Source organism: Achromobacter sp. ACM03, from assembly GCF_014851665.1.
In the GTDB taxonomy this organism is placed as follows: domain Bacteria; phylum Pseudomonadota; class Gammaproteobacteria; order Burkholderiales; family Burkholderiaceae_B; genus Achromobacter; species Achromobacter aegrifaciens.
Window position 1 is genome coordinate 829,975 of record NZ_JACVAD010000002.1, and the last position, 25,788, is coordinate 855,762.

Annotated in this window: 18 protein-coding genes; 4 read left to right on the forward strand and 14 right to left on the reverse strand. The window is 66.4% G+C overall.

Features of this window, described 5'->3' with window-relative positions:
* Positions 1 to 15 precede the first annotated feature (15 nt).
* Complete coding sequence (gene gcvH, locus IB257_RS12005) at positions 16 to 393, forward strand: glycine cleavage system protein GcvH (RefSeq protein ID WP_042795177.1); 378 nt, start codon at positions 16 to 18, stop codon at positions 391 to 393.
* 103 nt (positions 394 to 496) lie between these two features.
* On the forward strand, positions 497 to 3,370 hold the full coding sequence (gene gcvP / locus IB257_RS12010; protein ID WP_054451992.1) for an aminomethyl-transferring glycine dehydrogenase: 2,874 nt from the start codon (positions 497 to 499) through the stop codon (positions 3,368 to 3,370).
* 96 nt (positions 3,371 to 3,466) lie between these two features.
* Here the strand turns inward: gcvP and IB257_RS12015 are convergent, their stop codons facing one another.
* From IB257_RS12015 to IB257_RS12060, 10 genes are all read right to left on the reverse strand, one after another.
* Positions 3,467 to 5,440 carry a DUF945 family protein gene (locus tag IB257_RS12015; RefSeq protein WP_175180589.1) on the reverse strand — a complete coding sequence of 658 codons (1,974 nt, stop codon included), beginning with the start codon at positions 5,438 to 5,440 and terminating at the stop codon, positions 3,467 to 3,469.
* Between the two features lie 238 nt (positions 5,441 to 5,678).
* The gene (locus IB257_RS12020) at positions 5,679 to 7,154 is read right to left on the reverse strand and encodes a M81 family metallopeptidase (RefSeq protein WP_119450320.1); all 1,476 of its coding nucleotides are present in this window, start codon (positions 7,152 to 7,154) and stop codon (positions 5,679 to 5,681) included.
* Positions 7,155 to 7,187: 33 nt separating this feature from the next.
* Positions 7,188 to 8,597, reverse strand: a complete 1,410-nt coding sequence (locus IB257_RS12025; RefSeq protein ID WP_054451989.1) for an amidase — start codon at positions 8,595 to 8,597, stop codon at positions 7,188 to 7,190.
* Positions 8,598 to 8,629: 32 nt separating this feature from the next.
* On the reverse strand, positions 8,630 to 10,321 hold the full coding sequence (locus IB257_RS12030; protein ID WP_192353913.1) for an ABC transporter ATP-binding protein: 1,692 nt from the start codon (positions 10,319 to 10,321) through the stop codon (positions 8,630 to 8,632).
* A 5-nt stretch (positions 10,322 to 10,326) separates the two neighbouring features.
* A complete protein-coding gene (locus IB257_RS12035; RefSeq protein WP_054451987.1) occupies positions 10,327 to 11,232 on the reverse strand; it encodes an ABC transporter permease in 906 nt (301 codons plus the stop codon).
* Positions 11,233 to 11,236: 4 nt separating this feature from the next.
* Positions 11,237 to 12,178, reverse strand: a complete 942-nt coding sequence (locus IB257_RS12040; protein WP_054451986.1) for an ABC transporter permease — start codon at positions 12,176 to 12,178, stop codon at positions 11,237 to 11,239.
* A gap of 26 nt (positions 12,179 to 12,204) precedes the next feature.
* Positions 12,205 to 13,770: an ABC transporter substrate-binding protein gene (locus IB257_RS12045; RefSeq protein WP_054451985.1), complete on the reverse strand. Its 1,566-nt coding sequence runs from the start codon at positions 13,768 to 13,770 to the stop codon at positions 12,205 to 12,207.
* A gap of 82 nt (positions 13,771 to 13,852) precedes the next feature.
* Positions 13,853 to 15,361 (reverse strand): M81 family metallopeptidase, encoded by a 1,509-nt coding sequence (locus tag IB257_RS12050; protein ID WP_119450318.1) that lies wholly within the window; start codon positions 15,359 to 15,361, stop codon positions 13,853 to 13,855.
* 202 nt (positions 15,362 to 15,563) lie between these two features.
* Positions 15,564 to 17,057 (reverse strand): CoA-acylating methylmalonate-semialdehyde dehydrogenase, encoded by a 1,494-nt coding sequence (locus IB257_RS12055; protein WP_054451983.1) that lies wholly within the window; start codon positions 17,055 to 17,057, stop codon positions 15,564 to 15,566.
* Positions 17,058 to 17,148: 91 nt separating this feature from the next.
* The gene (locus IB257_RS12060) at positions 17,149 to 18,474 is read right to left on the reverse strand and encodes an aspartate aminotransferase family protein (RefSeq protein ID WP_175180591.1); all 1,326 of its coding nucleotides are present in this window, start codon (positions 18,472 to 18,474) and stop codon (positions 17,149 to 17,151) included.
* A 161-nt stretch (positions 18,475 to 18,635) separates the two neighbouring features.
* On the opposite strand from IB257_RS12060, the gene IB257_RS12065 reads away from it, so the two are divergent.
* On the forward strand, positions 18,636 to 20,057 hold the full coding sequence (locus IB257_RS12065; protein ID WP_054451981.1) for a PLP-dependent aminotransferase family protein: 1,422 nt from the start codon (positions 18,636 to 18,638) through the stop codon (positions 20,055 to 20,057).
* 1 nt (position 20,058) lies between these two features.
* Here the strand turns inward: IB257_RS12065 and IB257_RS12070 are convergent, their stop codons facing one another.
* From IB257_RS12070 to IB257_RS12085, 4 genes are all read right to left on the reverse strand, one after another.
* Positions 20,059 to 20,544, reverse strand: coding sequence for a dihydrofolate reductase (locus IB257_RS12070; RefSeq protein ID WP_054451980.1), 486 nt, complete (start codon positions 20,542 to 20,544; stop codon positions 20,059 to 20,061).
* An 84-nt stretch (positions 20,545 to 20,628) separates the two neighbouring features.
* The gene (locus IB257_RS12075) at positions 20,629 to 22,692 is read right to left on the reverse strand and encodes a bifunctional diguanylate cyclase/phosphodiesterase (protein ID WP_054451979.1); all 2,064 of its coding nucleotides are present in this window, start codon (positions 22,690 to 22,692) and stop codon (positions 20,629 to 20,631) included.
* A 359-nt stretch (positions 22,693 to 23,051) separates the two neighbouring features.
* Positions 23,052 to 24,023, reverse strand: coding sequence for a thymidylate synthase (locus tag IB257_RS12080; protein WP_054451978.1), 972 nt, complete (start codon positions 24,021 to 24,023; stop codon positions 23,052 to 23,054).
* A 110-nt stretch (positions 24,024 to 24,133) separates the two neighbouring features.
* Positions 24,134 to 24,577, reverse strand: coding sequence for an OsmC family protein (locus IB257_RS12085; protein ID WP_119450316.1), 444 nt, complete (start codon positions 24,575 to 24,577; stop codon positions 24,134 to 24,136).
* 124 nt (positions 24,578 to 24,701) lie between these two features.
* Here IB257_RS12085 and coq7 point away from each other — a divergent pair, with 124 nt between their 5' ends.
* Complete coding sequence (coq7, locus tag IB257_RS12090) at positions 24,702 to 25,379, forward strand: 2-polyprenyl-3-methyl-6-methoxy-1,4-benzoquinone monooxygenase (RefSeq protein WP_013396216.1); 678 nt, start codon at positions 24,702 to 24,704, stop codon at positions 25,377 to 25,379.
* Positions 25,380 to 25,788 lie beyond the last annotated feature (409 nt).

Sequence of the window (25,788 nt, forward strand, 5' to 3'; positions counted from 1 at the left end):
CCCTCAGGAGTTCCCATGAGTCTGCCCACCGATCGCAAGTACACCGAGTCCCATGAATGGGTCAAAGCCGAAGGCGATGTGTTCGTCGTCGGCATCACCGATACCGCCCAGGATCAATTGGGCGACCTGGTCTTCGTTGGCGACGTGAAGGTCGGCGCCAAGCTGAACGCCGGTGAAACCGCTGGCGTGGTCGAATCGGTCAAGGCCGCTTCGGACATCTACGCTCCCGTGGCTGGCGAGATCGTCGCGTTCAACGAAGAGCTGGAAAACAATCCCAACCTGATCAACGAATCGGCCTTCACCGCCTGGATCTTCAAGATCAAGCCGGTCAACGCCGCCGACGCCGACAAGCTGCTCGACGCCGCCGGCTACGAAGCCGTCGCCAACGGCTAAGCCAGCCTGGCTGGAACGGGCGCAGGGCACCCGCCACGCGCCCGTTCCGCAAGATGCAATACCGTCCGTCCTCCGACGACACCCGCTATCCCGAGACCTCTCCATGTCGCGCGCCCTAGACACCCACACCGACTTCATTCCCCGCCACATCGGCCCTTCCGACGCCGACCAGGCCGCCATGCTTGCCGTCATCGGCAGCGCCAGCCTGGACGCCCTGATCGAAGAAGTCGTGCCGCCCAAGATCCGCAGCCAGGCCCCGCTGGCGCTGCCCGCCTCGCGCAGCGAAACCGACGTGCTGGCCGAACTGAAGCAGATCGCCGGCCGCAACAAGGTCTACCGCAGCTATATCGGCCAGGGGTACTACGGCACGCAGACGCCCAACGTGGTGTTGCGCAACATTCTTGAGAATCCCGCCTGGTACACGGCCTACACGCCTTACCAGCCCGAGATCTCGCAGGGCCGCCTCGAAGCCCTGCTGAACTACCAGACCATGGTCGCCGACCTGACCGGGCTGGACATCTCCAACGCCTCGCTGCTGGACGAAAGCACCGCCGCCGCCGAAGCCATGACGCTGGCGCGCCGCAGCGCCAAGTCGAAGAGCCCGGTGTTCTTCATTTCGCGCCACGTGCATCCCCAGACCATCGAAGTCGTGCGCACGCGCGCCGAAGGCCTGGACATCGAAATCACCATCGGCGACGAGGCCGAAGGCCTGCCCGAGTGCTTCGGCGTGCTGCTGCAGTACCCGCACAGCACCGGCTCCGTCGCCGACTACCGCAAGCTGGCCGAAGCCGCGCATGCGCAAGGCGCCATCGTGGCCGTCGCGACCGACCTGCTGGCGCTGGCCCTGCTGGCCGCGCCCGGCGAATGGGGCGCGGATATCGCCATCGGTTCGGCCCAGCGCTTCGGCGTGCCGTTCGGTTTCGGCGGCCCGCATGCCGGATTCATGGCCTGCAAGGACGCCTTCAAGCGCAACATGGCTGGCCGCCTGGTCGGCGTGTCCAAGGACGCGCAGGGCAACCCGGCCATGCGCCTGGCGCTGCAGACGCGCGAACAGCACATCCGCCGCGAAAAGGCCACTTCCAACATTTGCACCGCGCAAGTGCTGCTGGCCGTGATGGCCGGCATGTACGCCGTGTGGCACGGTCCGGCCGGCATCCGCCGCATCGCCGAGCGCGTGCAGCGCAGCACCGCCATCCTGCGCGCCGAGCTGGTCAAGCTGGGCGTGAAGGTCGTCAACGACACCTTCTTCGACACGCTGCTGCTGGAAACCGGGGCGGCCACGCCCGCCATCCTGACCGCCGCCGATTGCGCGCACATCAACCTGCGCCGCGTCGATGGCGCCCGCCTGGCGGTGTCGCTGGACGAGACCGTGACCGCGGCTGACCTGCAGGCGCTGGTCAACGTCTTCGCCGCCGGCCTGGAACGCGACGACGTCGAACTCGACATCGACGCGCTGGACGCGGCCGCCGCCAGCGGCATTCCCGCCGGCGTGGCGCGCGAAAGCGCGATCCTGACGCACCCGGTGTTCTCCAGCGTGCAGTCGGAAACCGACATGCTGCGCTACCTGCGCAAGCTGGCCGACAAGGATCTGGCGCTGGACCGCACCATGATTCCGCTGGGCTCGTGCACCATGAAGCTCAACGCGACCGCCGAGATGATCCCCATCACCTGGCCCGAGTTCGCGCTGATCCACCCATTTGCGCCGGCTTCGCAAAGCCAGGGCTACAACGAACTGATCGACCGCCTGTCGGCCGCGCTGTGCGAGATCACCGGCTACGACAACATCAGCCTGCAGCCCAACTCGGGCGCGCAGGGCGAGTACGCAGGCCTCCTGGCCATCCGCGGCTACCATCAGGCCAACGGCCAGCATCAGCGCAACATCTGCCTGATCCCGTCGTCGGCGCACGGCACCAACCCGGCCTCGGCGCAACTGGCCGGCATGGACGTGGTGGTGGTGGCGTCGGATGCCAACGGCAACGTCGATCTGGCCGACCTGCGCGCCAAGATCGAACAGGTCGGCGACAAGCTGGCCGCTTTGATGATCACGTATCCGTCGACCCACGGCGTGTTCGAGGAAGCCGTCACCGAGATCTGCGATCTGGTGCACCAGGCCGGCGGCCAGGTCTACCTGGACGGCGCCAACATGAACGCGATGGTGGGCGTGGCCCAGCCGGGCAAGTTCGGTTCGGACGTGTCCCACCTGAACCTGCACAAGACCTTCTGCATTCCGCACGGCGGCGGCGGCCCCGGCGTGGGCCCCGTGGCGGTGCGCGCGCACCTGGCTCCCTACCTGCCGGGCGTGGTGAACGAGCAGGGCAAGCTGCCTGGCGACGCCAAGGTCGGTCCGGTGTCGGCCGCGCCGTTCGGTTCCGCGGGCATCTTGCCGATTCCGTTCGTGTACATCTCGCTGATGGGCGCCGACGGCCTGCGCCGCGCCACCGAAGTCGCCATCCTGAACGCCAATTACATCGCCACCCGCCTGCGTGACCACTATCCGGTCCTGTACGCGGGCCGCAACGGCCGCGTGGCGCACGAGTGCATCCTCGATGTGCGTCCGCTCAAGGAAACCAGCGGCATCAGCGCCGAAGACATCGCCAAGCGCCTGATGGACTACGGCTTCCATGCGCCCACCATGAGCTTCCCGGTGGCCGGCACGCTGATGGTCGAGCCGACCGAATCGGAAGGCGTTGCCGAACTGGACCGCTTCATCGACGCGATGATCTCGATCCGCGAAGAAATCGCCCAGGTCGAGCGCGGCGAGCGCGATGCCGAGGACAACGTCCTGAAGAACGCGCCGCACACCGCGCAGATGCTGCTGGCCGAGGAATGGCTGCACGCGTACCCGCGCCAGCAGGCCGCCTACCCGGTGGCCTCGCTGCGCGACGCCAAGTACTGGCCGCCGGTTGCCCGCGTGGACAACGCCTATGGCGACCGCAACCTGGTGTGCGCCTGCTTGCCGATCGAAGCCTACGCATAAGTGCGGGCCGCGAGGCCCGGCGCGAGCCGGGCCCAAGGCAAAAAAAATCCCCCATCCGAAAGATGGGGGATTTTTTTGTCTTGCGTCAGCCGAGGTTTACTTCGCCGGCGCGGCCTTGCTGGCCACCGAGAAGTCTTCCGCGATGCTGAAGAACGTGTTGAGCATGATCTGCAGGTTTTCCTTGCCGATGCCGCCTTCCGAGTTCATGTCCATCTGCAGCACGGCCCGGTTCTTGTCGTCCAGGTAGGCGCGGGTCCAGCGGTATTCCTGGTTCCAGGCGTTGATGGCCTTGAGCGAGACCGGCTTCTTGCTGCTGTAGGTCGCGGTCACGACGAGGTCATGGCACTTCTCGGTGAAGTCGTTGCACAGGAAGTCGACGCGCAGCTCGCTGGCGCCGGTGTCGCGGGGATCCAGGATCAGGACGGGACCTTCGTCGCCGTCTTGCTTGCGGGGGTTGTAGACCATGTCGTCCAGCATGGTCGTCACGGTGTCCAGGTCGAAGTCCTGCATGTAGCCGGCCACGGACGCGGTGTCGGAGGGCGCGGCAAGTTCCGCGCCTTCGGCCGGTTCGCCTTCCTCTTCCATGCCGTCCATGTCATCCATGTCGTCGTCCATTCCGGTCGCGCCCAGCAGGCCCGAGAACAGTTCGTCGGCGGGGATCTTCTGGCCGTTCAGGTCGCCCATGCCATCGGCGTAGTGGAACTTGCCGATGATGTTGTCGCCGTCGTTCTTGCCGACGTTGAGCATTTCAGCCATGCCGGACATCGAGCGCATCTGGTCGTCGGCTTCCTCGGCCGCCTTTTCCGCGGTCAAGCCCTGCTTCTTGACGGCGTACTGGACGATCAGTTCGCGCACCATGGGCTTGGAGATGACCAGCGTCGCATCGATCTGCTTGATGGCCTTGACCATGATCTCCTGCGGCGTCAGGTCCTTGACGTTGGGCGGATTGGTCAGGTCCAGCGCGAAGGTCAGCTTGCTTTCGCCCTTGTCGGTCTTCCAGCTGATCGGGTCGATGCTGAACGTGGGGTTGCCGTTGAGCAGCTTGCCGGCGTTTTCCAGCACGGCGTCGAACTGCTCGTCCTTCAGGCCTTCGTCGCTGGCGCCCAACATGTACTGGCGCACGATCTGGTTGTAGGTGTCCGACAGCTGCTTGATGGCGGCGCCGTCCAGCTTGGCGAGCTTGATCACGGCCTGGCCGTTGCCCAGCGCCACGTCGTTGAGCGTGATGGTGCCGGTCTGGTAGGTGGCTTCGACGTTGACGTTCTTGTCGTCTTCGGCCAGCTTGACGCCGTAGCCCAGATTGTCCACCGAGACCTTGATGTCGTCGCCGGCGCGGGTCACGTCGAGGCGCTTGAGCTTGACGCTGGAATCTCCGATGGAGAGGCCGAACTTGCCCATGCGGCTGTCGACGTCCATGGTCAGGCCGGACATCAGCATCTTGACGGGATCATCCGACTTTTCGCCGTCCACCGACAGCGTTTCGACCAGGGCGTGCGCCGTGACGGCCTGCAGCGCGCGGTCGAAGGTGCCGTTGATCGCCATGCCGCTGAAATTGACGGCGTTGCCTTCGTGCGTGATCTGCACGGGGGCAATATTGGCGGTGGAGGTGGCGAAGCCGCCGAAACTGATGACCGTGTCGGCGCTCAGGGGCGCGACGCCCTTGGTCAGCTCGAACAGTTCCTTGATGTTGTCGGTCTTGGCGAGCTCGGCGTGCGTGAACGCCAGCTTGGGTGCGATGGCGCCGCGCGCCAGGGCGCTCTTGGGGAAGGGGCCGTGTTCGATGGACGCATCGAACTCGATCATGCCCTTGGGCATGTCTTCGGCGACCTTGTCGCCCTTGACCAGCGACACGCCGTAGCGCGCCTGCGTCGAGAACAGGCCACGCTCGTACTTCAGCTGATCGATGCGCAGACCGAACAGGGGCGTGATCTTGGCCAGCTTTTCATTGGCTTCCGCCAGGTGGCGCTGCGAGCTTTCCTCGATGCGCTTGCCGGTGTACCACGTGGCCCCGACCCAGCTTCCCGCTCCCACTATGACCACGCCCAGGGTGATCGCTACGCTCTTTTTCATCGTTCTGCTTGTATCGTTGATTATCGAGTCATATCCGGTGAACGGCGGCTGCTTCTGGCCGCCGGACGCCGTTACTGACGCCCGCCATCGGAATACGCGTATTCATCGGCCTGTAAGGCCCGCGGCGAGTATACCGAGGCCGATGGTCATCTGAGGGCGCTCGCCGTTACAGAAGATTTCAAAATGAAAGCCGGCGCAGTTGCGCCGGCTTTCCGGGGTACAGCGACGGCGGTCCGGTTTACATCGGATCGAGGGGATAGATGGGGCGGCGCACGTGCTTGAAATCAAGCTGGCCGTAGTCCGAGGTGGTCACCCCCACGCCGGTGCATTCGATGACCTGCGTTGCCATGTCGGAAAAGCCCGCGCGCCAATGCACGCGGCTCTTGAGCACGACATAGCGTTTTTGCAGCGGATCGATGCCGGCCGACAGCAGGCAGTTGATGTCGAACGGCTCCTGGTGACGGGACACCACCACGATTTCCACGCGGCCTGTGTCGATCACGACCGTCAGGCCGGTGTCGTTGCGCACGCCGCGGTACATGGGGCCGCGGTTCAGGTAGACGCCGTCGAACACCAGCTTGACGCGGCCGGTAACCTCCAGCGGCTCGCTGGGCTCCTTGATGGCGGGCATGGCGAGCTTGCCGCCGAGCTGGATCGTGATTGTCTGGCCCACGCCTGCCGCGGCCGCGTCGAGTGCGGCCTGCGGGTCGCAAATGGCATAGAAGACCACGTTCTCCAGTTCCTGGCGCAGCACCTCGGCCAGCACGGCGGTGGTGTCCATGGTGCCGCCGGAACCGGTATTGTCGTAATGGTCCAGCAGCACGACCGGGCCTTGTTCGATGGCCTTGGCGCGGGCTATGGTGGGCGCCAGCGGCTCCGGGTGGAATACCCAGTCGGCGCGGCCGTTCCAGGCCTGGTCCAGCAGCTCGTCGCGGTGGCGCTGCGCCTGGGCCAGATTGCCGTCGGTACAGACCACGGCGCTCAGGCCGGCTTCGCGGATGTCGGCGTGGGGGAATCCCACGAAGACGGAGGCGGCCAGGACGCCGCCGGCTTCCAGTTCCTTGCAGCGTTCCTGCAGCGGCTTGTTGGGCGCCGCGTGGGTGCCTTGGCACATGATGTGCGGCAGCATGGGCTTGTTGGCCCAGGACATGACAGGCTTGATCTCGCCCTTCAGGGTGCGCGCGATCACGTTCGCGGCGCGCAGGCCGGCCGCGCGGATGTCCACGTGCGGATAGGTATGGAAGCCGGTGATGACCGTGGCATGCTTGACGATGTCGTCGTAGATATTGGCGTGCATGTCCAGCGTCACCGCCACGGGCGTGTGCGGATCGATCTCGCGCAGGCGGCGCAGCAGGTCGCCCTCGGCGTCCTCCACGCCTTCGGCGACCATGGCGCCGTGCAGGTCGAGCAGGATGGCGTCGTAGCCGCCGCGCTGGACCTCGTCCAGGACCAGCTTGCATAGCCGTTCATGGGTTTCGGCGCTGGCGGGGCCGCTGGGCCAGGATTCGGCCGCCACGGGCACGACCATCTCGGCGCCTTCGCGGCGCGCCACTTCGATATAGCCGCCCAGCCCGCTGTCGGTGTTCTCGTAGGCCTTGATGGCGCGGTCGCCGGCCAGGACCTCCGGGTTGCCGCGAAAGAAGCGCTCAAGCGGGGTAGGCACGGGCGAAAACGTATTCGTCTCGTGCTTGATCATTGCCAAAAGCCAACGCATGGGAATTCCTGTGGGTTTGCTGTTGAGGATCGGTCAGGCCGCCCGGGGCGGCTGGGGCCAGGGGTGTTGTTCGGGTCGCATGGCTTCCCAGGCGCGCGCCATGCGCAGCACCCCCAGGTCGTCAAAGCGCGCGCCGGCGATCTGCAGGCCGATGGGCAGGCCGGCCTTGGTGTAGCCGCAATTGACGGACGCCGCGGGCTGCTCGCTCATGTTGTACGGAAGCGTGAATCCGATGTGGTGCATGGTGGTCGCGACCTCGTTGGTGGGCGACGGCCATTCGGCGTTGTAGGCGACCACCGGGGCCACGGGCGAGAGCACGTAGTCGTAGGGCGCGCAGGCCGCGACCGTCTTGGCGCGCACGTTCATGGTCTCGTAGTAGCTGCGGAATACGGCTTCGCCGGACTGGCCGCCGCCGCTTTCCGCCCAGGTGCGGATGAAGGGCAGGATCTTGTCGCGGCGGGCCTGCGGCAAGGCCGACAGATCGATGGCCGAGCGCGTGCGCCAGAAGCGGTCCACGCCCTCCAGCATGTCGGGCGTCATCCAGGGCTGCATCGGCGTCACGATGGCGCCGGCGGCCTCGAAGGCGCGGGCAGCGGCCTCGACCGCGGCGCGGATTTCCGGGTCCAGGGGCAGGCCGCAGCCCGCATCCATGAGCAAGCCGATGCGCAGGCCGCGCAGGTCGAGTTCCAGGTCCAGCCAGTCGAAGTCCTGGTAGGGCAGGCTCATGTGGTCGCGCGCGTCGGGCTGCGACAGCACGCCCATCATGAGCGCCGAGTCGGCGACGGTGCGCGTCATGGGGCCGGCGCAGCGGCCCATGAACGGCGGGTCGATGGGGATGCGGCCCAGGCTGGGCTTGAGCGTGGCAATGCCGCACCAGGCCGCCGGCAGACGCACGGAACCGCCGATGTCGGTGCCGATATGCAGCGGGCCGTAGCCTGCGGCTGCCGCGGCGCCCGCGCCGGCGCTGGAGCCTCCGGGGTTCTTGGAAAGGTCCCAGGGATTGCGGGTCAGTTCATGGAAGCTGGACAGTCCCGAGGACAGCATGCCGAAGTCGGGCATGGTGGTCTTGCCCAGCAGCACGGCGCCCGCCTCGCGCATGCGGGCGGCCGGCGGTGCATCGGCGGCGGCAGGCTTCAATTCCGTTGCTGCCGTGCCCAGCGGCACCGGCACGCCGCGCGTGGCGATGTTTTCCTTGATGGTGGCGGGCACGCCGTCCAGCGTGTGCCCGCCGGTCGCCAGCGGTTCGCCCTTCATCCAGCGAGCCTCGGAGGCGCGGGCCTGCGCCAGCGCGCCGTCCGCATCCAGCGCGTAAGTGGCCTTCAGCTGGGGCTCCCAGCGGGCGATATGCTCCAGCACCGAGCGGGTGACTTCGACGGGCGAGAGCGTCTTGTCGCGGTAGGCCTGGAGCAGCTCCACGGCGGACAGTTCATGCGGTTGCGGCATTTCGGTTCCAGTGTGTGTACAGGCTGCGAGTTTCAGGGCACGGCCGCGTGGCCCAGGCCGGCGGCGACCGGCCGGAAGTTGCGGAAGTCCCAGTCGCGTCCGGGGGCGGCGTCGATCAGGGCCCGCGTGTATTCGTGGCGCGGTTCGGTCAGCACGGTTTCGGCGGAGCCGGTTTCGACGACCTTGCCTCGCTGCATGACCATGATGGTGTCGCAGATCTGTGCCGCCACGCGCAGGTCGTGGGTGATGAACAGCACGCCCACGCCGGTGCGCTGGCGCACCTGTTCCAGCAGTTCCAGCACCTGCGCCTGCACCGACACGTCCAATGCGGACACGGCTTCGTCGGCCACCAGGACCTCGGGGTCCATGACCAGGGCGCGCGCGATGCAGATGCGCTGGCGCTGGCCGCCGGAGAACTGGTGCGGGTAGCGGTTCATTGCGTCCGGACTCAGGCCCACCACGCTCAGCGTTTCGCCGGCGCGCTTCAATGCCTGCTCGCGGGCCACGCCGAAGTTCAAGAGGCCCTCGATGATGGACTCACCGACGGTGCGTCGCGGATTCAGCGAACGGTACGGATCCTGGAACACGATCTGGATGCGGCGGCGCACCGGGCGCAGCGCCGACCCGGACAGGGTGCTGAGGTCTTCGCCGCCCATCATCATGTGGCCGGCGGTGGGTTCGATCAGGCGCACGATGCAGCGCGCCACGGTCGACTTGCCTGAACCGGACTCGCCCACGATGCCCAGGATCTCGCCCTTGCGCAGCGTCAGGTTGACGTCGGCGGCCGCGATCACGTTGCGCGCGGCCTGGCGCGAGAACAGCGAACTCTTGGTGCCGTAGGTGCGGCCCAGGCCCTTGACGTGCAGCACCGGCATGCCGGCCGGCGCCTCGCGGCGCGAGGGCACCAGGCTGGGTACGGACGACACCAGGCGACGGGTATAGGACTGCTTGGGCTCGGCCAGGATCTCGTTGCGCGTGCCGCTTTCGATCAGGTCGCCGCGGTTCATCACCACGATGCGGTCGGAGATCTCGGCCACCACGCCGAAGTCGTGGGTGATGAACAGCACCGCGGTCTGGTGCTTGACCTGCAGTTCCTTGATGAGCGCCAAAATCTGCTTCTGCGTGGTGACGTCCAGCGCCGTGGTCGGCTCGTCCGCGATCAGCAGCTTGGGCTCCAGGATCAGCGCCATGGCGATCACGATGCGCTGGCGCTGGCCGCCCGACAACTGGTGCGGATAGGCTTCGAAGATGCGTTCGACGTCTGGCAGGTGCACCGACCGGAACATGTCCAGCACCTTGGCGCGGCGCTCCGCGGCCGACATCTGCTTGCGGTGCAGGCGCAGCACTTCGTCGACCTGCTTGCCCACGGTGTGCACGGGGTTCAGCGCGGTCATGGGTTCCTGGAACACCATGGCCATGCGCGTGGCGCGCATCTCGCGCAGGCGGCGCTGCGTGGCCGTGACCACGTCTTCGCCTTCCACGCGGATCGAACCCGCGCTGACGCCCAGCACGCCGGGAGGCAGCAGGCCCATGACGGCCAGCGAGGTGACGGATTTGCCGGAGCCGGATTCGCCGACCACGCACACGGTTTCGCCGGCATGCACGTCCAGGCTCAGGTTGCGCACGACGCGGTTGCCGGCGCCGGCGACTTCCACCGAGAGGTTGCGGATGGCCAGGATGGCGGTCGAAGTATCGCCCGCGGGAGGAGTGGGGGAATAGGTCATCGGCATCAGATCCTGCGCACCATTTTCGGGTCCAGCGCGTCGCGCAAGGCGTCGCCCAGGATGTTCACGCTGAGCACGGTCAGCGACAGGAACAGGCCGGGGAACAGGATCAGGCCGGGCAGCATGCGGAAGTACATGCGTCCTTCGGACATGATGTTGCCCCAGGAGGCGATCTCGGGCGGGATGCCCGCGCCCAGGAAGCTCAGGATGGCTTCGGTGAGCATGGCGGACGCGAACACATAGGTGCCCTGTACCGTCAGCGGCGCGATGGTGCTGGGCACCATGTGGCGCCACAGCAGCAGCGGCAGCGGCGTGCCCAGGGCCAGCGCGGCTTCGACATAGGGTTCGCCGCGCACGGTCAGGATCTGGCCGCGCACCAGCCGCACCACGCGTGGAATTTCGGGGATGGTGATGGCGACCAGAACGGTGGTGATGCTGGCGCCAGTGACCGACACCAGGGCGATCGCCAGCAGGATGCCGGGGATGGCCATGATGGCGTCCATGGTGCGCATGATCAGCCCGTCCAGTGAACGGAACCAGCCCGCGATCACGCCGATGACCAGGCCGATGGCGACGCTGACCAGCGCCGCGCCCAGGCCCGCGATCAGCGAGACGCGCGCGCCGTAGGCCACGCGCGACCAGACGTCGCGGCCGAAGGCGTCGGTGCCCAGCAGGTAATCGGAGAAGGGCGGCTTCAGGCGTGCGCCGGGGTTGATCGAGGTGGGGTCGACGGTACCCAGCAGCGGTGCGAACAGCGCGATGGCGACGACGGCCACCAGCACGATCAGCGCCAGCATCACGGGCCAGCTTTTGAGGCCCTGGCGGATCTGGCGCCAGGCGGTGGCTTGGGGCGTGCCGCCGCCGGGGAGATCTGCGGCCGCTTGCGCGGCGGCATCGGTTGGCGTTTGCATGGTGTTAGTACCTGATCCGAGGGTCGAACACCGTGTAGGCGCAATCGACAACAAGATTGATGAACACGTAGACGAACGCGAAGAAGAGCGTCAGGCCCTGGATGACGGGGTAATCGCGCGCGAGCACGGCTTCCACCACCAGCCGGCCCAGGCCGGGGATGTTGAACACCGATTCGGTCACGACCACGCCGCTGATCAGCAGCGCGATGCCCAGGCCCACCACCGTGGCGATGGGCACGGCGGCGTTGCGCAGGGCGTGGCCCAGCAGCACGCCGGTTTCGCCCAGGCCCTTGGAGCGCGCCGTGCGGATGAAGTCCTCGCCCATGACCTCGATGACGCTGGTGCGCGTGATGCGCGCGATCAGCGCCACGTAGACCGTGGACAGGGCCAGCGACGGCAGGATGAGGCGGTGCAGGTACGGCCAGAAGCCCTTGGCCAGCGGCGCGTAGCCCTGCACGTTGAACCAGCCCAGCTTGATGGCGAAGAGCCAGATCAGCAGGTAGCCCGTGACGAAGACCGGCACCGAGAATCCCAGCACCGAGAAGCCCATCACGGCGCGGTCCAGCAGCTTGCCTTGGCGCCATGCGGCCAGCACGCCCAGCGGAATGGCGACGAGCAGGGTGAACACCAGGGTCAGCACCGCCAGGCTGAGCGACGGTTCCAGGCGCTGGCCGATCAGCTTGGTGACCGGCACGCCCGACATGAGCGAAGTGCCCAGGTCGCCTTGCAGGAGCTTGCCGCCCCAGATGAAGAACTGCTTGATGACCGGCTGGTCCAGGCCCATCGTCTGGCGTATCTGGACGATGCGCTCGGGCGTGGCGCCGTCGCCCGCCATGATGATGGCCGGATCTCCCGGGCTGAAACGCAATATCGCGAAGACCACCACCGCGACCATCACCAGAACGGGGATGGTCGCGAGGAGCCGGCGTGAGACAAATGCCAGCATGTATTTCCCCCTGAACTACTTGCCCATCAAGGGGCTTTCTTGACGTTCCAGAACGCGAACACCGGCGCGTGCACCAGGCCCGAGAGCTTGGTCGAGTAGACGGTGGGCACGGACATCTGGCCCAGCGGCACGTACAGGCCTTCATCGATGCCGATGCGCTGCACTTCCTCGGCGATCTTCTTCTGTTCCGCGGGGTCGGAGGTCAGCGCCATCTTGGTGCGCAGCTCTTCGATCTGCGGGAAGTCGGGCCAGCCGAACCAGGCGTTGTCGCCGTTGGCCGCGGCCGGGGCGGAACGGACCGGGTCCATCACGTCGGTGGCGTACCAGTTGGTGTTGTGGATGTTCCAGCCGCCTTCCGCGGGCGCAGCCTTCGAGGCGCGGCGCGTTGCGACGCTTTGCCAGTCCATCGCGGCCAGGTTGACGTTGAAGCCGGCCTTGCGCAGCGCCTGCGCCATCACCACCGGCTGCGCCGACAGCGTACCGACGTCGGTCGCGTGCATGACCAGGATGGGCGTGTTGTCGTAGCCCGCTTCCTTCAGCAGCGCCTTGGCCTTTTCGATGTTGGACGGCACCACCATGTCCTTGCCGATGTCGCTTTCCAGCGGCGTGCCGCAACCCCACAGCGAGGCGCAGGTCTTCCAGTACTTCGGATTGCCGACCAGCGCCTTCATCACGTCTTCCTGGCCGATGGCGTACATCGCGGCCTGGCGCACCTTCTTATTGTTGAAGGGCGGGTACTTGAAGTTGAAGCGGTACATCGTGAAGTAGCCGACCGGGCTGAGCGACTCTTCCTTCAGATCCTTGTTGCCTTCGATCATCGGCAGCAGGTCGTAGGGGAACTGTTCGACGAAGTCGATCTCGCCGCCCAGCAGCGCGTTGGCGGTGGTCAGCGCATCCGGCATGACGTCCCATTCGACCTTGTCGACGTTGACGACCTTGCCGCCGGCCAGGCCGCTTGCGGGTTCCTTGCGCGGCACGTAGTCGGCGTTCTTGGCGTAGACGGTCTTCACGCCCGGCTTGAATTCGATGACCTTGAACGGACCCGAGCCGGTCATGTCGGTGATGGGCTGACCGATGGCCTGTTCGGCGATGCGCTTGGGCATCATGAACGGCGCGGTGCCGGTGGGCTTGGACAGGGCGCGCAGCGCCAGGTCCGTGGGTTCCTTCATGACGATGCGGAAATTCTTGTCGTCGATGACTTCGATCTTGTCGGTGAACTTCAGCAGCGTGCGGCCCATGCCGTCGCCGGCGGCCCAGCGCTTGATCGAAGCGACGCAATCCTCGGACGTCACCGGCTTGCCGTCATGCCATTTCTGGCCGTCGCGCAAGGTCATGGTGTAGGTCTTGCCGTCGGGGGAGACTTCCCACTTTTCCAGCATCTGCGGCTGGATCTTGTTGTCGGCGTCGGTGGCCAGCAGGGTGTCGTAAATCATGTAGCCGTGCCACGTCGTGATGTACGCGGTGGTGGCATGCGGGTCGGTCAGGCGCAGAGGCGAGTGCATCACCGACTTGATGACGGTCTCGGCGTAGGCGCCGTGAGCCATCATCATGGTGGCGCCGGCCAGCGCGGCCGCTCGGACGTACTTCAGCATGAATGTTCCCCTTGATGCGTGGTGAGCGGCGCCATCGCGCCGCTGCGTCGTTGGTCCGCCGCGCGGTGGCGGCGTGCGAGCTTCAGGCGGTAGCGGGCCCGCCCGAAAAGACAGGTCCGCAAGGCGCCATTCTGATGCCGGGACGCAACCGTGTCCATGGTTGTTTTGCCGCATCCATCAGCATGGAACCCGGGGCCGCGCATACCAGGATCTTTTCCGCGATGCCGGTGAAATCCGCGCGGAAGTGGGCGGAGCTCTTGACCACCAGGATCGCTGCGCGTTGCGGTTCCACGCCGGCGAAGCGGAACATCTCCTGGTCGGCCATCTGCACCTTGTTGGAGGCGACGATGATGCGTACGCCGCCCACGCGCAGGCAGGCGCTGGGGCCCAGGTCCATATGGAAGCCGCGATAGAAGGCGCCGTGCGTATCGAAGCGTCCATCTGAAGTTTTCTCGACGATGAACTCGGTGTCCAGCGGTTCATCGTCGGGAATACCCGAGTGTCCACCCAATGCAATACGTACCTTGTTTCCAGCGCCCGCGCGATGGGCCGCCAGCGCGGCCGCGGGGTCGACGATGAGGCCGATGGCGGTGTCGCGCGCATCGTGCCGGATCAGGGCGCGCAAGACGCCGGTGGTGTCCGAGCTGCCGCCCGCGCCCGGGTTGTCCTGCGCGTCGGCGATGACCACGGGTTTGTGCGCGTCGCGCGCCAGGCGCATGGCTTCCTGCACGGCTTCGTCGGGTGTGTAGAGCCTGCCGCCGAAGTCGCGTTCGGCGTTGAGCACGGCGCGCGCCATTTCGTCGGCAGCGGCGTCGGCGTCGGCTTGGGTGGCGCCATAAGCCCAAACGGTGGGCGCGCACTCGGGGAAATCGGCTGCGGGAAAACCCGTGGCGAACGACAGGCTAAGGGCGCCACGCGCTTCGATGTCGCCCACCATCTGGTACAGGCTGCGCGAGGGTTCGATGTCGGTGGACTGCCAGCACAGCGAAATCAGGTAGGGCAGCGCACGCAGGGCCACGCAGGGCCGCGGCGCGCCCGCCAGCCGCGCGGCCAGCAGTTCGGCTGCGCGCTGCCCGGTTTCGGCCATGTCGATGTGAGGATAGGTGCGATAGCAGACCAGCGCGTCCGCGTGGCGCACCATGGCGCGGGTGACGTTGGCATGCAGGTCCAGGCTGGCCACGACAGGCACGTCCGGACCCACCAGCTCGCGCACGCGTTTGAGCAGTTCGCCTTCGCCGTCGTCCAGGTGTTCCGTGACCATGGCGCCGTGCAGGTCCAGATAGACGCCATCCAGCGGCAGCGCCTGCGACAGCCCCTGCAGGATCATCGCGCTGATGCGTTCGAACGCATCCTTGGTGACCGGACCCGAGGGGCTGGCCGCCGCCCAGGTAGTAGGTAGCAAGGTGTGCCGTCCCATGGCTTCGATGAAGCCCGCCACCGGTATGTTGGCGCCCGCCACCGCCTGGAACATGGCGGGCCCGCTGACCAGCTTGGGCCAGCCCCCGCCTTTCTCGGCAAAATCTTCCCACGCCGCGCGCGAAGGCGCGAACGTATTGGTCTCATGCTGAAAGCCGCCTATCCCGATGCGCATCAGGATTCCCCTTGTCGTTTTTGATATGAGGAAGGCGCGGCTACGCCGCGCCCGTTTCAGTTCCCGCTGCAAACGGGCACAACGCAACTAACTGGCAAGATCGTCCCAAGCGGGGTCGCGCGGATCCGGCTTTGCCGGTCCGCAGCGACGCCCCCTTGAGGGGGGCCCGCCTGAGGGGGAAGCGCGCAGCGCTCCGGGGGGCTCACTTCGCTACAGGCATGGTGAACTCGGCGCCCTTGGCGATGCTGTCAGGCCAGCGCTGCATCACGCTCTTGTAGCGCGAATAGAAGCGGATGCCTTCTTCGCCGTAGGCGTGATGGTCGCCGAACAGCGAGCGCTTCCAGCCGCCGAACGAATGCCAGGCCATGGGTACCGGGATCGGCACGTTGATGCCGACCATGCCGACCTTGATCTGGCGCGCGAAGGCGCGCGCCACGCCGCCGTCGGACGTGAAGCAGGCCACGCCGTTGCCGAATTCATGGGCGTTGATCAGTTCGACTGCCGAGGCGAAGTCCGGCACGCGCACCACGCACAGCACAGGCCCGAAGATTTCTTCGCGGTAGATGTTCATGGCAGGCTTGACGTTGTCGAACAGCGTGCCGCCGAGGAAGAAGCCCTTTTCGTTGCCAGGTACCTTCAAGCCGCGGCCGTCGACCACCAGCGTGGCGCCGGCGGCGATGCCGTCTTCGATATAGCCCACGACCTTGCCGCGATGCTGCGAGGTGACGAGCGGGCCCATCTCCGCATCGCCTTGCATGCCGTCCTTGACCACCAGCGCCTTGACGCGCGGCGTCAGGCGTTCGACCACCTTGTCGGCCACGTCGCCCACCGCCACCGCCACCGAGATGGCCATGCAGCGTTCGCCGGCCGAGCCGTAGGCCGCGCCCATCAGCGCGTCGGTGACCTGGTCCAGGTCGGCATCGGGCATGACCACCATGTGGTTCTTCGCGCCGCCCAGCGCCTGCACGCGCTTGCCGCGGCGGGTGCCTTCGGCGTAGATGTATTCGGCAATCGGCGTCGAGCCGACGAAGGACAGGGCCTCGACGTCGGGATGCGCGATCAGCGCGTCCACCGCCTGCTTGTCGCCGTGCACGACGTTGAACACGCCTTCGGGCAGGCCGGCTTCGGCCAGCAGTTCGGCCAGGCGCACGGACGCCGACGGGTCGCGCTCGGAAGGCTTGAGCACGAAAGTGTTGCCGCAGGCGATGGCCACCGGGAACATCCAGCACGGCACCATCATGGGGAAGTTGAACGGCGTGATGCCGGCCACTACGCCCAGGGCCTGGCGCATGCTCCAGTTGTCGATGCCGCCGCCGATCTGGTCGGAGTACTGGCCCTTCATCAACTGCGGAATGCCGCAGGCGAATTCGACGATTTCGATGCCACGCGTGACCTCGCCCTTGGCGTCGGAGAAGACCTTGCCATGTTCGCGGGTGATCAGTTCTGCCAGTTCGTCCTGATGCTTGTCCAGCAGCGCCTTGAAATTGAACAGGATGCGTGCGCGCTTGAGCGCGGGCGTTTCGGACCAGGCCGGAAACGCGGCCTTGGCAGCGGCCACGGCCAGCGCGACTTCGTCATTCGACGCCAGCGGAATGGACGCGGTGACTTCGCCGGTGGCGGGGTTGAAGCCGTCGGCGTAGCGGTTGCTGCGGCCGTCGTAGTGCTGGCCATTGATGAAATGCGGGATCTTCTTCATGGGAACGCTCGAATCTGGGGCTTTGAAAAATGCCACAGGGCGGCCGTCGGCCGCCCAGGCGAAAAACCGCCCCTCGCGGGGCGGCGGACGATCAGGCGACTTCTTTCAGGATGCGGCCGATCTGTTCGAAGATCTGGCCGATCTGCGCCTCTTCGATGATGAGCGGGGGCGAGATCGCGATGATGTCGCCGGTGTACCGCACCATCAGGCCGCTGTCGAAGCACTTCTGGAAGACTTCGGCGGCGCGCGCGCCGGGAGCGCCCGCGCGCGGCGCGAGCTCAATGCCGCAGACCAGACCCAGGTTGCGCACGTCGATGACGTGCGGCGCGCCCTTCAGGCTGTGGGCGGCTTCCTGGAAGGCGCCGGACAGCTTGCGGGCGCGGCCGAACAGGTCTTCGCGGCGGTAGATGTCCAGCGTGGCCAGGATGGCGGCGGCGGCCAGCGGGTGCGCCGAATAGGTGTAGCCGTGGAAGAACTCGATGCCGCCGGCCGGGCCGTTGACGATGGCGTCATGCACTTCGCGCTTGACCGCGACCGCGCCAGCCGGCACGGCGGCGTTGCTCACGCCCTTGGCCATGGCGATGATGTCCGGCGTGACGCCGAAGAACTCGGAGGCCGTGGCGGCGCCCAGGCGGCCGTACGCGGTGATGACTTCGTCGAATATCAGCAGGATGCCGTGCTTGGAGGTGATCTCGCGCAACTTTTCCAGATAGCCCTTGGGCGGGATCAGCACGCCGGTCGAACCCGCCATGGGTTCGACGATGACCGCGGCGATGGTGGACGGGTCGTGCAGGGCGACGATGCGCTCCAGTTCGTCGGCAAGGTGCGCGCCCCAGGCCGGCTGGCCCTTGGAATAGGCGTTCTGCTCGATGTTGTGGGTGTGCGGCAGATGATCCACGGCGGGCAGCAGCGCGCCGGAGAAGGTCTTGCGGTTGGTCGAGATGCCGCCGACCGAGATGCCGCCGAAGCCTACGCCGTGGTAGCCGCGCTCGCGGCCGATCAGGCGGGTGCGCTGGCCTTCGCCGCGGGCGCGGTGATAGGCCAGGGCGATCTTCAGGCAGGTGTCGACGGATTCGGAGCCCGAGTTCGTGAAGAAAACCCGGTCCAGGCCCTGCGGCATCATGCTGGCGACGGCGGTCGCGGCCTCGAAGGCCAGCGGGTGGCCCAGCTGGAAGCCCGGCGCGTAGTCCATCACGCCTGCCTGTTTGGCGATCGCGGCGACGATTTCCTCGCGGCCGTGGCCGGCGTTGACGCACCACAGGCCGGCCGTGCCGTCCAGGATCTGGCGGCCGTCGGTCGAGGTGTAATACATGCCCTTGGCGGTCGCCAGCATGCGAGGGTGGGCCTTGAACTGCTTGTTGGCAGTGAAGGGCATCCAGAGGTGGGACAGGTCGGGCAGTTTGTCGGGGGCGTTCATGGCGGCTCCAGGGGACGGACAAGCGCTGGACTTGGGCGACGGTTGTGCAGCCAGCGGGATTGAAACGATTCTGGTGCGTCCGGATAGGAATGAAAATATACGATCCGCGCAAATGCGGCTAACTGTATAGTTATGAACGACACAACTGTACAGTTATCTCCGTGATCGATTTCCAGCCCAACCGCGCTCGCGGCCAGGCGCCGACCCTGGTCGAGCAGCTGGTCGCCGCCATCCTGCGCGCCATCGAAGAACAGACACTGCGTCCGGGTATGTCCCTACCCTCGGTGCGGGAGTTTGCTCGCCTGTATGACGTCAGCACCTTCACGGTGGCCAGCGCCTACAGCCGGCTGGTATCGCTGGGCTGGCTGGCGGCGCGGCCGGGCGCGGGCTATCGGGTCGCGACGCCGGACGCGCCGGCGCGCCCCGCCCAGCCGCCATCCTGGGAGCCGCCGCGCCTGAACGCCGGCTGGCTGCTGTCGGATATCTTCGCGGACCATTCCATCCCCATCAAATCGGGCTGCGGCTGGCTGCCGGGCGAATGGTTGAACGAAGAGGGGCTGCACATGGCCCTGCGCCATATGGGGCGGGTGCCGGCCATGCGTATCGCGAACTACGGCCATCCCTACGGCTACGCGCCGCTGCGCGAGACCATCGCGGCCAGCCTGAGCGCGCAGGGCATGGAGGTCGAGGCCTCGCAGGTCGTGCTGACCCAGGGCGTGACGCACGGGCTGGACATGGTGATACGCACCCTGCTGCGGCCGGGCGACACGGTGGTGGTGGAACAGCCCGCCTACGCCAACCTGCTGCAGATGCTGCGCCTGGCTGGCTTGCGCGCGGTGTCCGTGCCCCGCACGCCGGACGGGCTGGACTGCGAGGCGCTGGAAGCGGTGGTGGCTCGCCACCGGCCGAGAGCGCTGGTCGTCAACACCGCCTTGCAGAACCCGTCGGGCGCCAGCATCAGCATGGCCAATGCCTTCCGCATCCTGCAGGCGGCCGAGCGGCATGGCCTGTGGGTGGTGGAAGACGATATCTCGCGCGAACTTGCGCCCGGCGTAACGCCCATGCTGGCCGCCCTGGACGGGGCGCGGCGCGTGGTCTACCTGGGCGGCTACTCCAAGGTCATCAGTCCATCGGTGCGGGTGGGCTACGTGGTGGCGCATCGCGATCTGGCGCGCGACATCGCGCGCACCAAGATGGCGGTGGGCCTGACCTCGCCGGAGATCATGGAGCGCATCGTCCACCAGGTCATCCGCGAAGGCCGCTACCGTGCCCACATCGCCCGCACCCGCGAACGGCTGGCAGAGGCCCATGCCGGCGTGGGCGAGCTGATGGCGCAGCATGGCTTCGAGATATATGGGAGGCCGCAAGGCGGCCTCTTCCTGTGGGCCAAGGTGGCCGGGCAGTGGCGCGAACGCGGCGCCAACGGACTCGCGGAACTGGCGCTAAAGGACGGGATCTGGCTGGCGCCCGGTTCCTATTTCGAGGCGGACGAGGCCGATACGCCCTGGGTGCGTTTCAACGTCGCTTACTCGGAGGCGCCAGCGCTCTGGCGCTTCATGCGAAATGCCGGGGCGGCGGCCTGAGTCACTGGCGCTCGTAAGTCACGAAATCGTATTCGTAGCCGTTTTCGGCCGGCTGCGCTTCGCGCGCCGTTTCCTTCCATTGGAAGGCGGGCAGCAGGGGGAAGAAGGCGTCGCCTTCAACCTCGGCGCGGACTTCAGTGGCCAGCACGCGCTGGGCCAGCGGCAGGGCTTGCGCGTAGATCTGCGCGCCGCCGATCACATAGGCCGCATCGATGTCGCCGCAGGCCTGGATCGCTGCTTCGAGCGACGGCACCACGATGGCGCCCGCAGCGCTGAAATCGGGGTTGCGGCTGATCACGATGTTGCTGCGGCCGGGCAACGGCCGACCCAGCGAGTCCCAGGTCTTGCGGCCCATGATGATGGGGTGGCCCAGGGTGCTGCGCTTGAAATGCGCCAGATCGCCCGGCAGTTTCCAGGGCAGGGCATTGTCGCGTCCGATGGCGCGATTGGTGGAGTAGGCGACGATGAGGGTAAGGCTGGCGGGCATGCGGGGTCGGGACGGTAGGGGTTCGGCCGGTTGGCTACGGCAAGCGTAGCAAATTTGCGCGGCGGCTTGCGCCGCGCGGGCCGCTCAGTCGACCGCGTGTTCCAGGAATTCGGTGGCGGGCATGGGTTTGCCCAGCAGGAAGCCCTGCAGCGAATCGCAGCCCAGGCCCGTCAGGAACTTCTGTTGCGCCGGCGTTTCCACGCCCTCGGCGACGATGCGCAGGTTGAGTTGCTGCGCCAGCGCGACGATGGCCGACACGATGGCGGCGTCCTCGTTGTCGTTTTCCAGCTGGTTGACGAAGCCGCGGTCGATCTTCAGCTCGGTGGCCGGCAGCCGCTTCAGATAGAGCAGGCTGGAATAGCCGGTGCCGAAGTCGTCGATCGAAATCGTCACGCCCAGGTTCGACAGGCGCTTGAGCACCGCCAGGCTGGCCTCGGCGTCGCGCATGGCGGTGGACTCGGTCACTTCCAGGGTCAGGCAGGCCGGCGGCACGCCATGGCGGTCCAGGGCCGAGCGTACCGTTTCCACCAGGCTGGCGTGGGCGAACTGCAGGGCCGAGATATTGACGGCGACGGTCCAGTGGCCCTGGCCGGCGTTGATCCATTCCCGCATCTGGCGGCAGGCCTCGTTGATCACCCATTCGCCGATGGACAGGATCAGGCCGGTCTTTTCCGCCGTGGGGATGAACTGGTCCGGGCCCACCAGGCCGCGGGTCGGGTGGTTCCAGCGCAGCAGCGCCTCGGCGCCGATGATGGGGCCGGCGGGCGCTTCGTACTTGGGTTGGTAGTGCAGGACGAGCTGGTTGCGCTCCTGCGCCAGGCGCAGGTCGTGCAGCAGTTCGATCTGCTCGTGCGCGTCCGCATTCATGGACGGTTCGAAGAAGCTGTAGCCAGTGCCGCCCAGGCGCTTGGCGTGGTACATCGCCGCATCGGCGTTGGTCAGCAGGGCGTGGGTGTCCTGGCCGTCGTTGGGATAGATGGCGATGCCCACGCTCGAGGTCACCATCACCTCATGCCCGTAGACAGTGACGGGTCGTGCGATGGCGTCGATGAGGCGGTCAGCGACGTTGGCTGCGTCGGTGGGTTCGATCACTTCGCTCAGCACGATGAACTCGTCGCCGCCCAGGCGCGCCACGGTGTCCTGCGTGCGCAGGGCCTGGCGGATGCGCTGCGCCAGGTCGATCAGCAAAGCGTCGCCGGTGTGGTGTCCGTAGGCGTCATTGACCGCCTTGAAGCCGTCCAGGTCGAAGAACAGGACCGCGAAGTAGCCCTTGCGGCGGCTGGCGCTTTCGATCGCCTGCTCCAGCCGGTCTTCCAGCAGAATGCGGTTGGGCAGCTTGGTCAGCGTGTCGTGCAGCGCCAGTTGCACCAGTTCTTCGTTGGCCTCGGCCAACGAAGAAGCCAGGGCCGAGGTGCGCGCCTCCAGCCGGTTGTCCAGCACCGCGACCAGCAGGGCGATGGCCAGCACGCTCAGGGTCACCGCGGTCACGGCGATGGCCAGCCAGCCGGCCGAAATGCCGCTGTTGGCTGCCATGCAGATACTACCTGCGGGGAATCCGGCGGCGGCCATGCCGGTGTAGTGCATGCCGACGATGGCGATGCCCATGATCACTGCCGCCAGCGGCCGCGACCAGACCACGCGGGGGCCGCCGTGGCGCAGCCGGTAGGTGATCCACAGCGCCGCGCCGGAGGCGGCCACGGCAATCACGATGGACAGCGCGAACCATTTGGCGTCGTAGACGATGCCGGGTTCCATGAGCATGGCGGCCATGCCGAGGTAGTGCATCGCCGCGATGCCGGCTCCCATGAGCAGGGCGCCGATCATCAGCCGTCGCCGCGGCAGCTCATCCTTGCTTACGGTCCATAGCGCGAAGGCGGAGCAGCCGATGGCAATGACCAGCGACAGGACGGTCAGGGGCAGGTCATAACCCATGGCAATGGGCAGGCTGAAGGCCAGCATGCCCACGAAGTGCATGGACCAGATGCCCACGCCCATCGCGAACGCGCCGCCCGCCAACCAGTAGCGCGCGCTGGGCAACCCGTGCGAGGCCCTGACGCGGTTGGCCATGCCCAACGCCGTGTACGACGCCAGGATGGCGACTCCTAGAGATACGAGGACGAGCGAAGGGTTATAAGTTCCGACGAGCATTTGTAGGGTCCTGTCCTTGGCGCATGCTGCCGCCGCGCGGGCTTCATATCAATTCAATTGGTAGTCTATGGTTGCAAGTCGGTCGCAAGACAGAATTCGGCGGTCGACGCTGGTGATACACGTGCTCTCTTTTTGGGAAGGGGAGTGCGGCTGAGCAACGCCTGCGGACGGCGCTGCCGGGCGGACTGCCCGGGTCGCGGCGAGCGACAGGCACGGCGCGGCAGGTGCCGGTCGGAAGCAATGGCGCGCGGGCATTTCTGGACGCGCGTCCATGGCTAAGGGATGGGTTATACCGAAAACACGCTTCCAGATGCTCACCAATCTTCACCTGCGGCCATGAGCACGCAGGCTGCCACGGTCTATACGGCCATGGCGGCGGTGAGGGGGGCGTGGTGGGTGTAGCCCGACAATGAAAAGTCGCTGGGTTCCACCTTCTCCAGCCATTCGGGCTCATAGCGTCCGGTGACCGCGAAATCGGGAATGCGGTCCGACAGCACCAGCGTGGGCGCTTCGTAGGGCTCGCGCGTGAGTTGCTCACGCAGCATCGGCAGGTGGTTTTCGTAAATGTGCGCGTCGCCGATGAAATAGGTGAACCAGCGCGGCGTGTAGCCAGTCAGTCGGCCGACCAGATGCAGCAGGGCCGCACCTTCGGTGAGATTGAATGGCGTGCCCAAACCGACGTCGTTGGAACGGATGTACAGGCACAGCGATATCTCGCGGGTCGTCGCGTTCGGCAGGAATTGGTAGAGCAGGTGACACGGGGGCAGCGCCATTTCCTCGATCTGCGCCCAGTTCCAGCCGTGGAACAGGATGCGGCGGTCGCCGGGCCGCTCATGAATGGTGTCCAGGCATTGCCGCAGCTGGTCCACCGCCTTGTAGAGCAGCACCTTGGGCACGCCGCCTTCCTCCAGATCGGAGACCTTGGCGTAGCCGCGCGACAGGGCGTCGGCGATCTGCGCCGAGCGGCTGGCGTCCAGCATCTTGTAGGCCGGCCACTGGCGCCATTGCACGCCGTAGACCGGGCCCAGGTCGTCGGGTCCTTCCCGGTACGGGTTGGCCAGCCACTGGCTGTTCTCGTTGGCATTCTGGTCCCAGACCTTGCAGCCAAGCTCGCGGAATTCCGCTGCGCTGCGCGAGGCGCGCAGAAAACCCACCATTTCGCCGATGGCGGACTTGAAGGCCAACTTCTTCGTGGTCACTGCGGGGAACCCTTTTTGCAGGTCGAAGCGCAGCGATGCGCCCGGCATGCTCAGGGTGCGTATGCCCGTGCGGTTCTCCTGCCACGCGCCGGTGTCCAGGATGGATTGAACGAGGTCCAGGTATTGTTTCATGGCGGTCCTTGCGCACGCTCGCCCGGCGGGTGACGCAGACAGCCGCCGCGAACGGATCGCGGCGGCTCTTATAAGTTAGGAATAGATGAATTACACCACGCGGGCGCGGTTCAGGCGGCGGCCGGCGTTTCCTGCGTGTCGACGATCTCGACCGAGAAGGTCAGCGCCGCAGTCTTCTCCAGCATGGCCGAGGCCGAGCAGTATTTTTCGTGCGACAGCTGCACCGCGCGCTCGACCGCGGCGCGCGGCAGGTTGTGGCCGGTAACGGTGAAGGCGAAATGGATGCGGGTGAAGACCTTGGGGTCGGTATCGGCGCGGTCGGCCTGGAGCTTGACGCTGCAGCCGCTGACGGCATGGCGCCCGCGCTTGAGGATCAGTACCACGTCATAGGCGGTGCAGCCGCCGGTGCCGGCCAGCAGCATTTCCATGGGACGGGGGGCCAGATTGTGCCCGCCGCCGTCCACGGCGCCGTCCATCACGGCCACGTGGCCGCTGCCGGTGCTGGCGGTGAAGAGCATGCCGTTCGGGCCGCCCCAGTCGATCGTGCATTCCATATTGTCGTGTCCTTGAGCTTGAGCGCTGTCAATGGCTGATGATACCTGTTGCGTACAATTCCGGGCATGAGAGCCCCGCCCCGCATCAGGGGTGTGTGCGCCAGCCTTGCCGAGGAGTTGCCCTATGTCCACCGCTCTGTCACGCCCCAGCCCCGTTTCCTTCCTGCGCCGCATCAGCCCCGTGGATGCCCTGCTGGCCGAGGCCGACCGCGCGTTGCGGGTGCTGTCCGGCAGCGCCACGGCCGGCCGTCCGTATCCGGCCACCGCCGATGAGGCGCCGCAAGCCCTGTCGGCCCAGGAAAAGCGCCACGCGGCCGGCTTGATGCGGGTGAATCATGTCGGCGAGGTCTGCGCCCAGGCGCTGTACCGGGGCCAGGCTTCGGTATGCCGCGAACCCGCGCCGCGGGCATTGCTGCTGAACGCGGCTTCCGAGGAAGTGGATCATCTGGCCTGGTGCAATCAAAGGCTGACGGAACTGGGCAGCCGCCCCAGCCTGCTGAATCCGGTTTGGTACGCGGGTTCGTTTGCGCTCGGCGTGCTGGCCAGCTACGCCGGCGTGCCGCGCAATCTGGGTTTCATGGCGGAAACCGAAAAACAGGTCGAAGCGCATCTGGAAGAACATCTGCGCACCTTGCCGGTGCAAGACGAGCGGTCGCGCCAGATCGTGCAGAAGATGAAAGAGGACGAGGCGCAGCATCGCGCCAGCGCGGAAGCGGCGGGTGGAGTGCCCTTGCCGGCGCCAGTGAAGGCCGCGATGCGGGCGATGTCCAAGGTCATGACGACTACCGCTTACTGGGTCTGAAGCAGTTGGAAAGCGAAATGTTGCAATGCGCAAAAATAGCTGCAACTTGGTGCCAGGCGCACCGTTCTGGTGCGAAATCCAGAGCGGGATAACCCGATGATGGCTAGGGTAAGCCCCGGGTGGGTTTACCCATTCGGCAAAAACCCTGTTTTTGGAACAGGCATTGATTGGCGCGGGTTTCCAGAGGGATGCCTGGGGTGTTGCGGCAAATTTGCAACGCAAAAAATCTCTTGTGCGGCAGACTAAAAAAATTCTTGCATCGCACAAAAAACCTCGGTACTATTCATTCATCGGATGTTGAAACGCAGTCGGCGCGGTGCAAAACCCCGAAAGCGTAGCGAGCAGAAGGCCAGCTCCCAACATGCCACGGTTGTCTCCTCCACCCTCCTCCTTTGGTGGATTTAGCCCG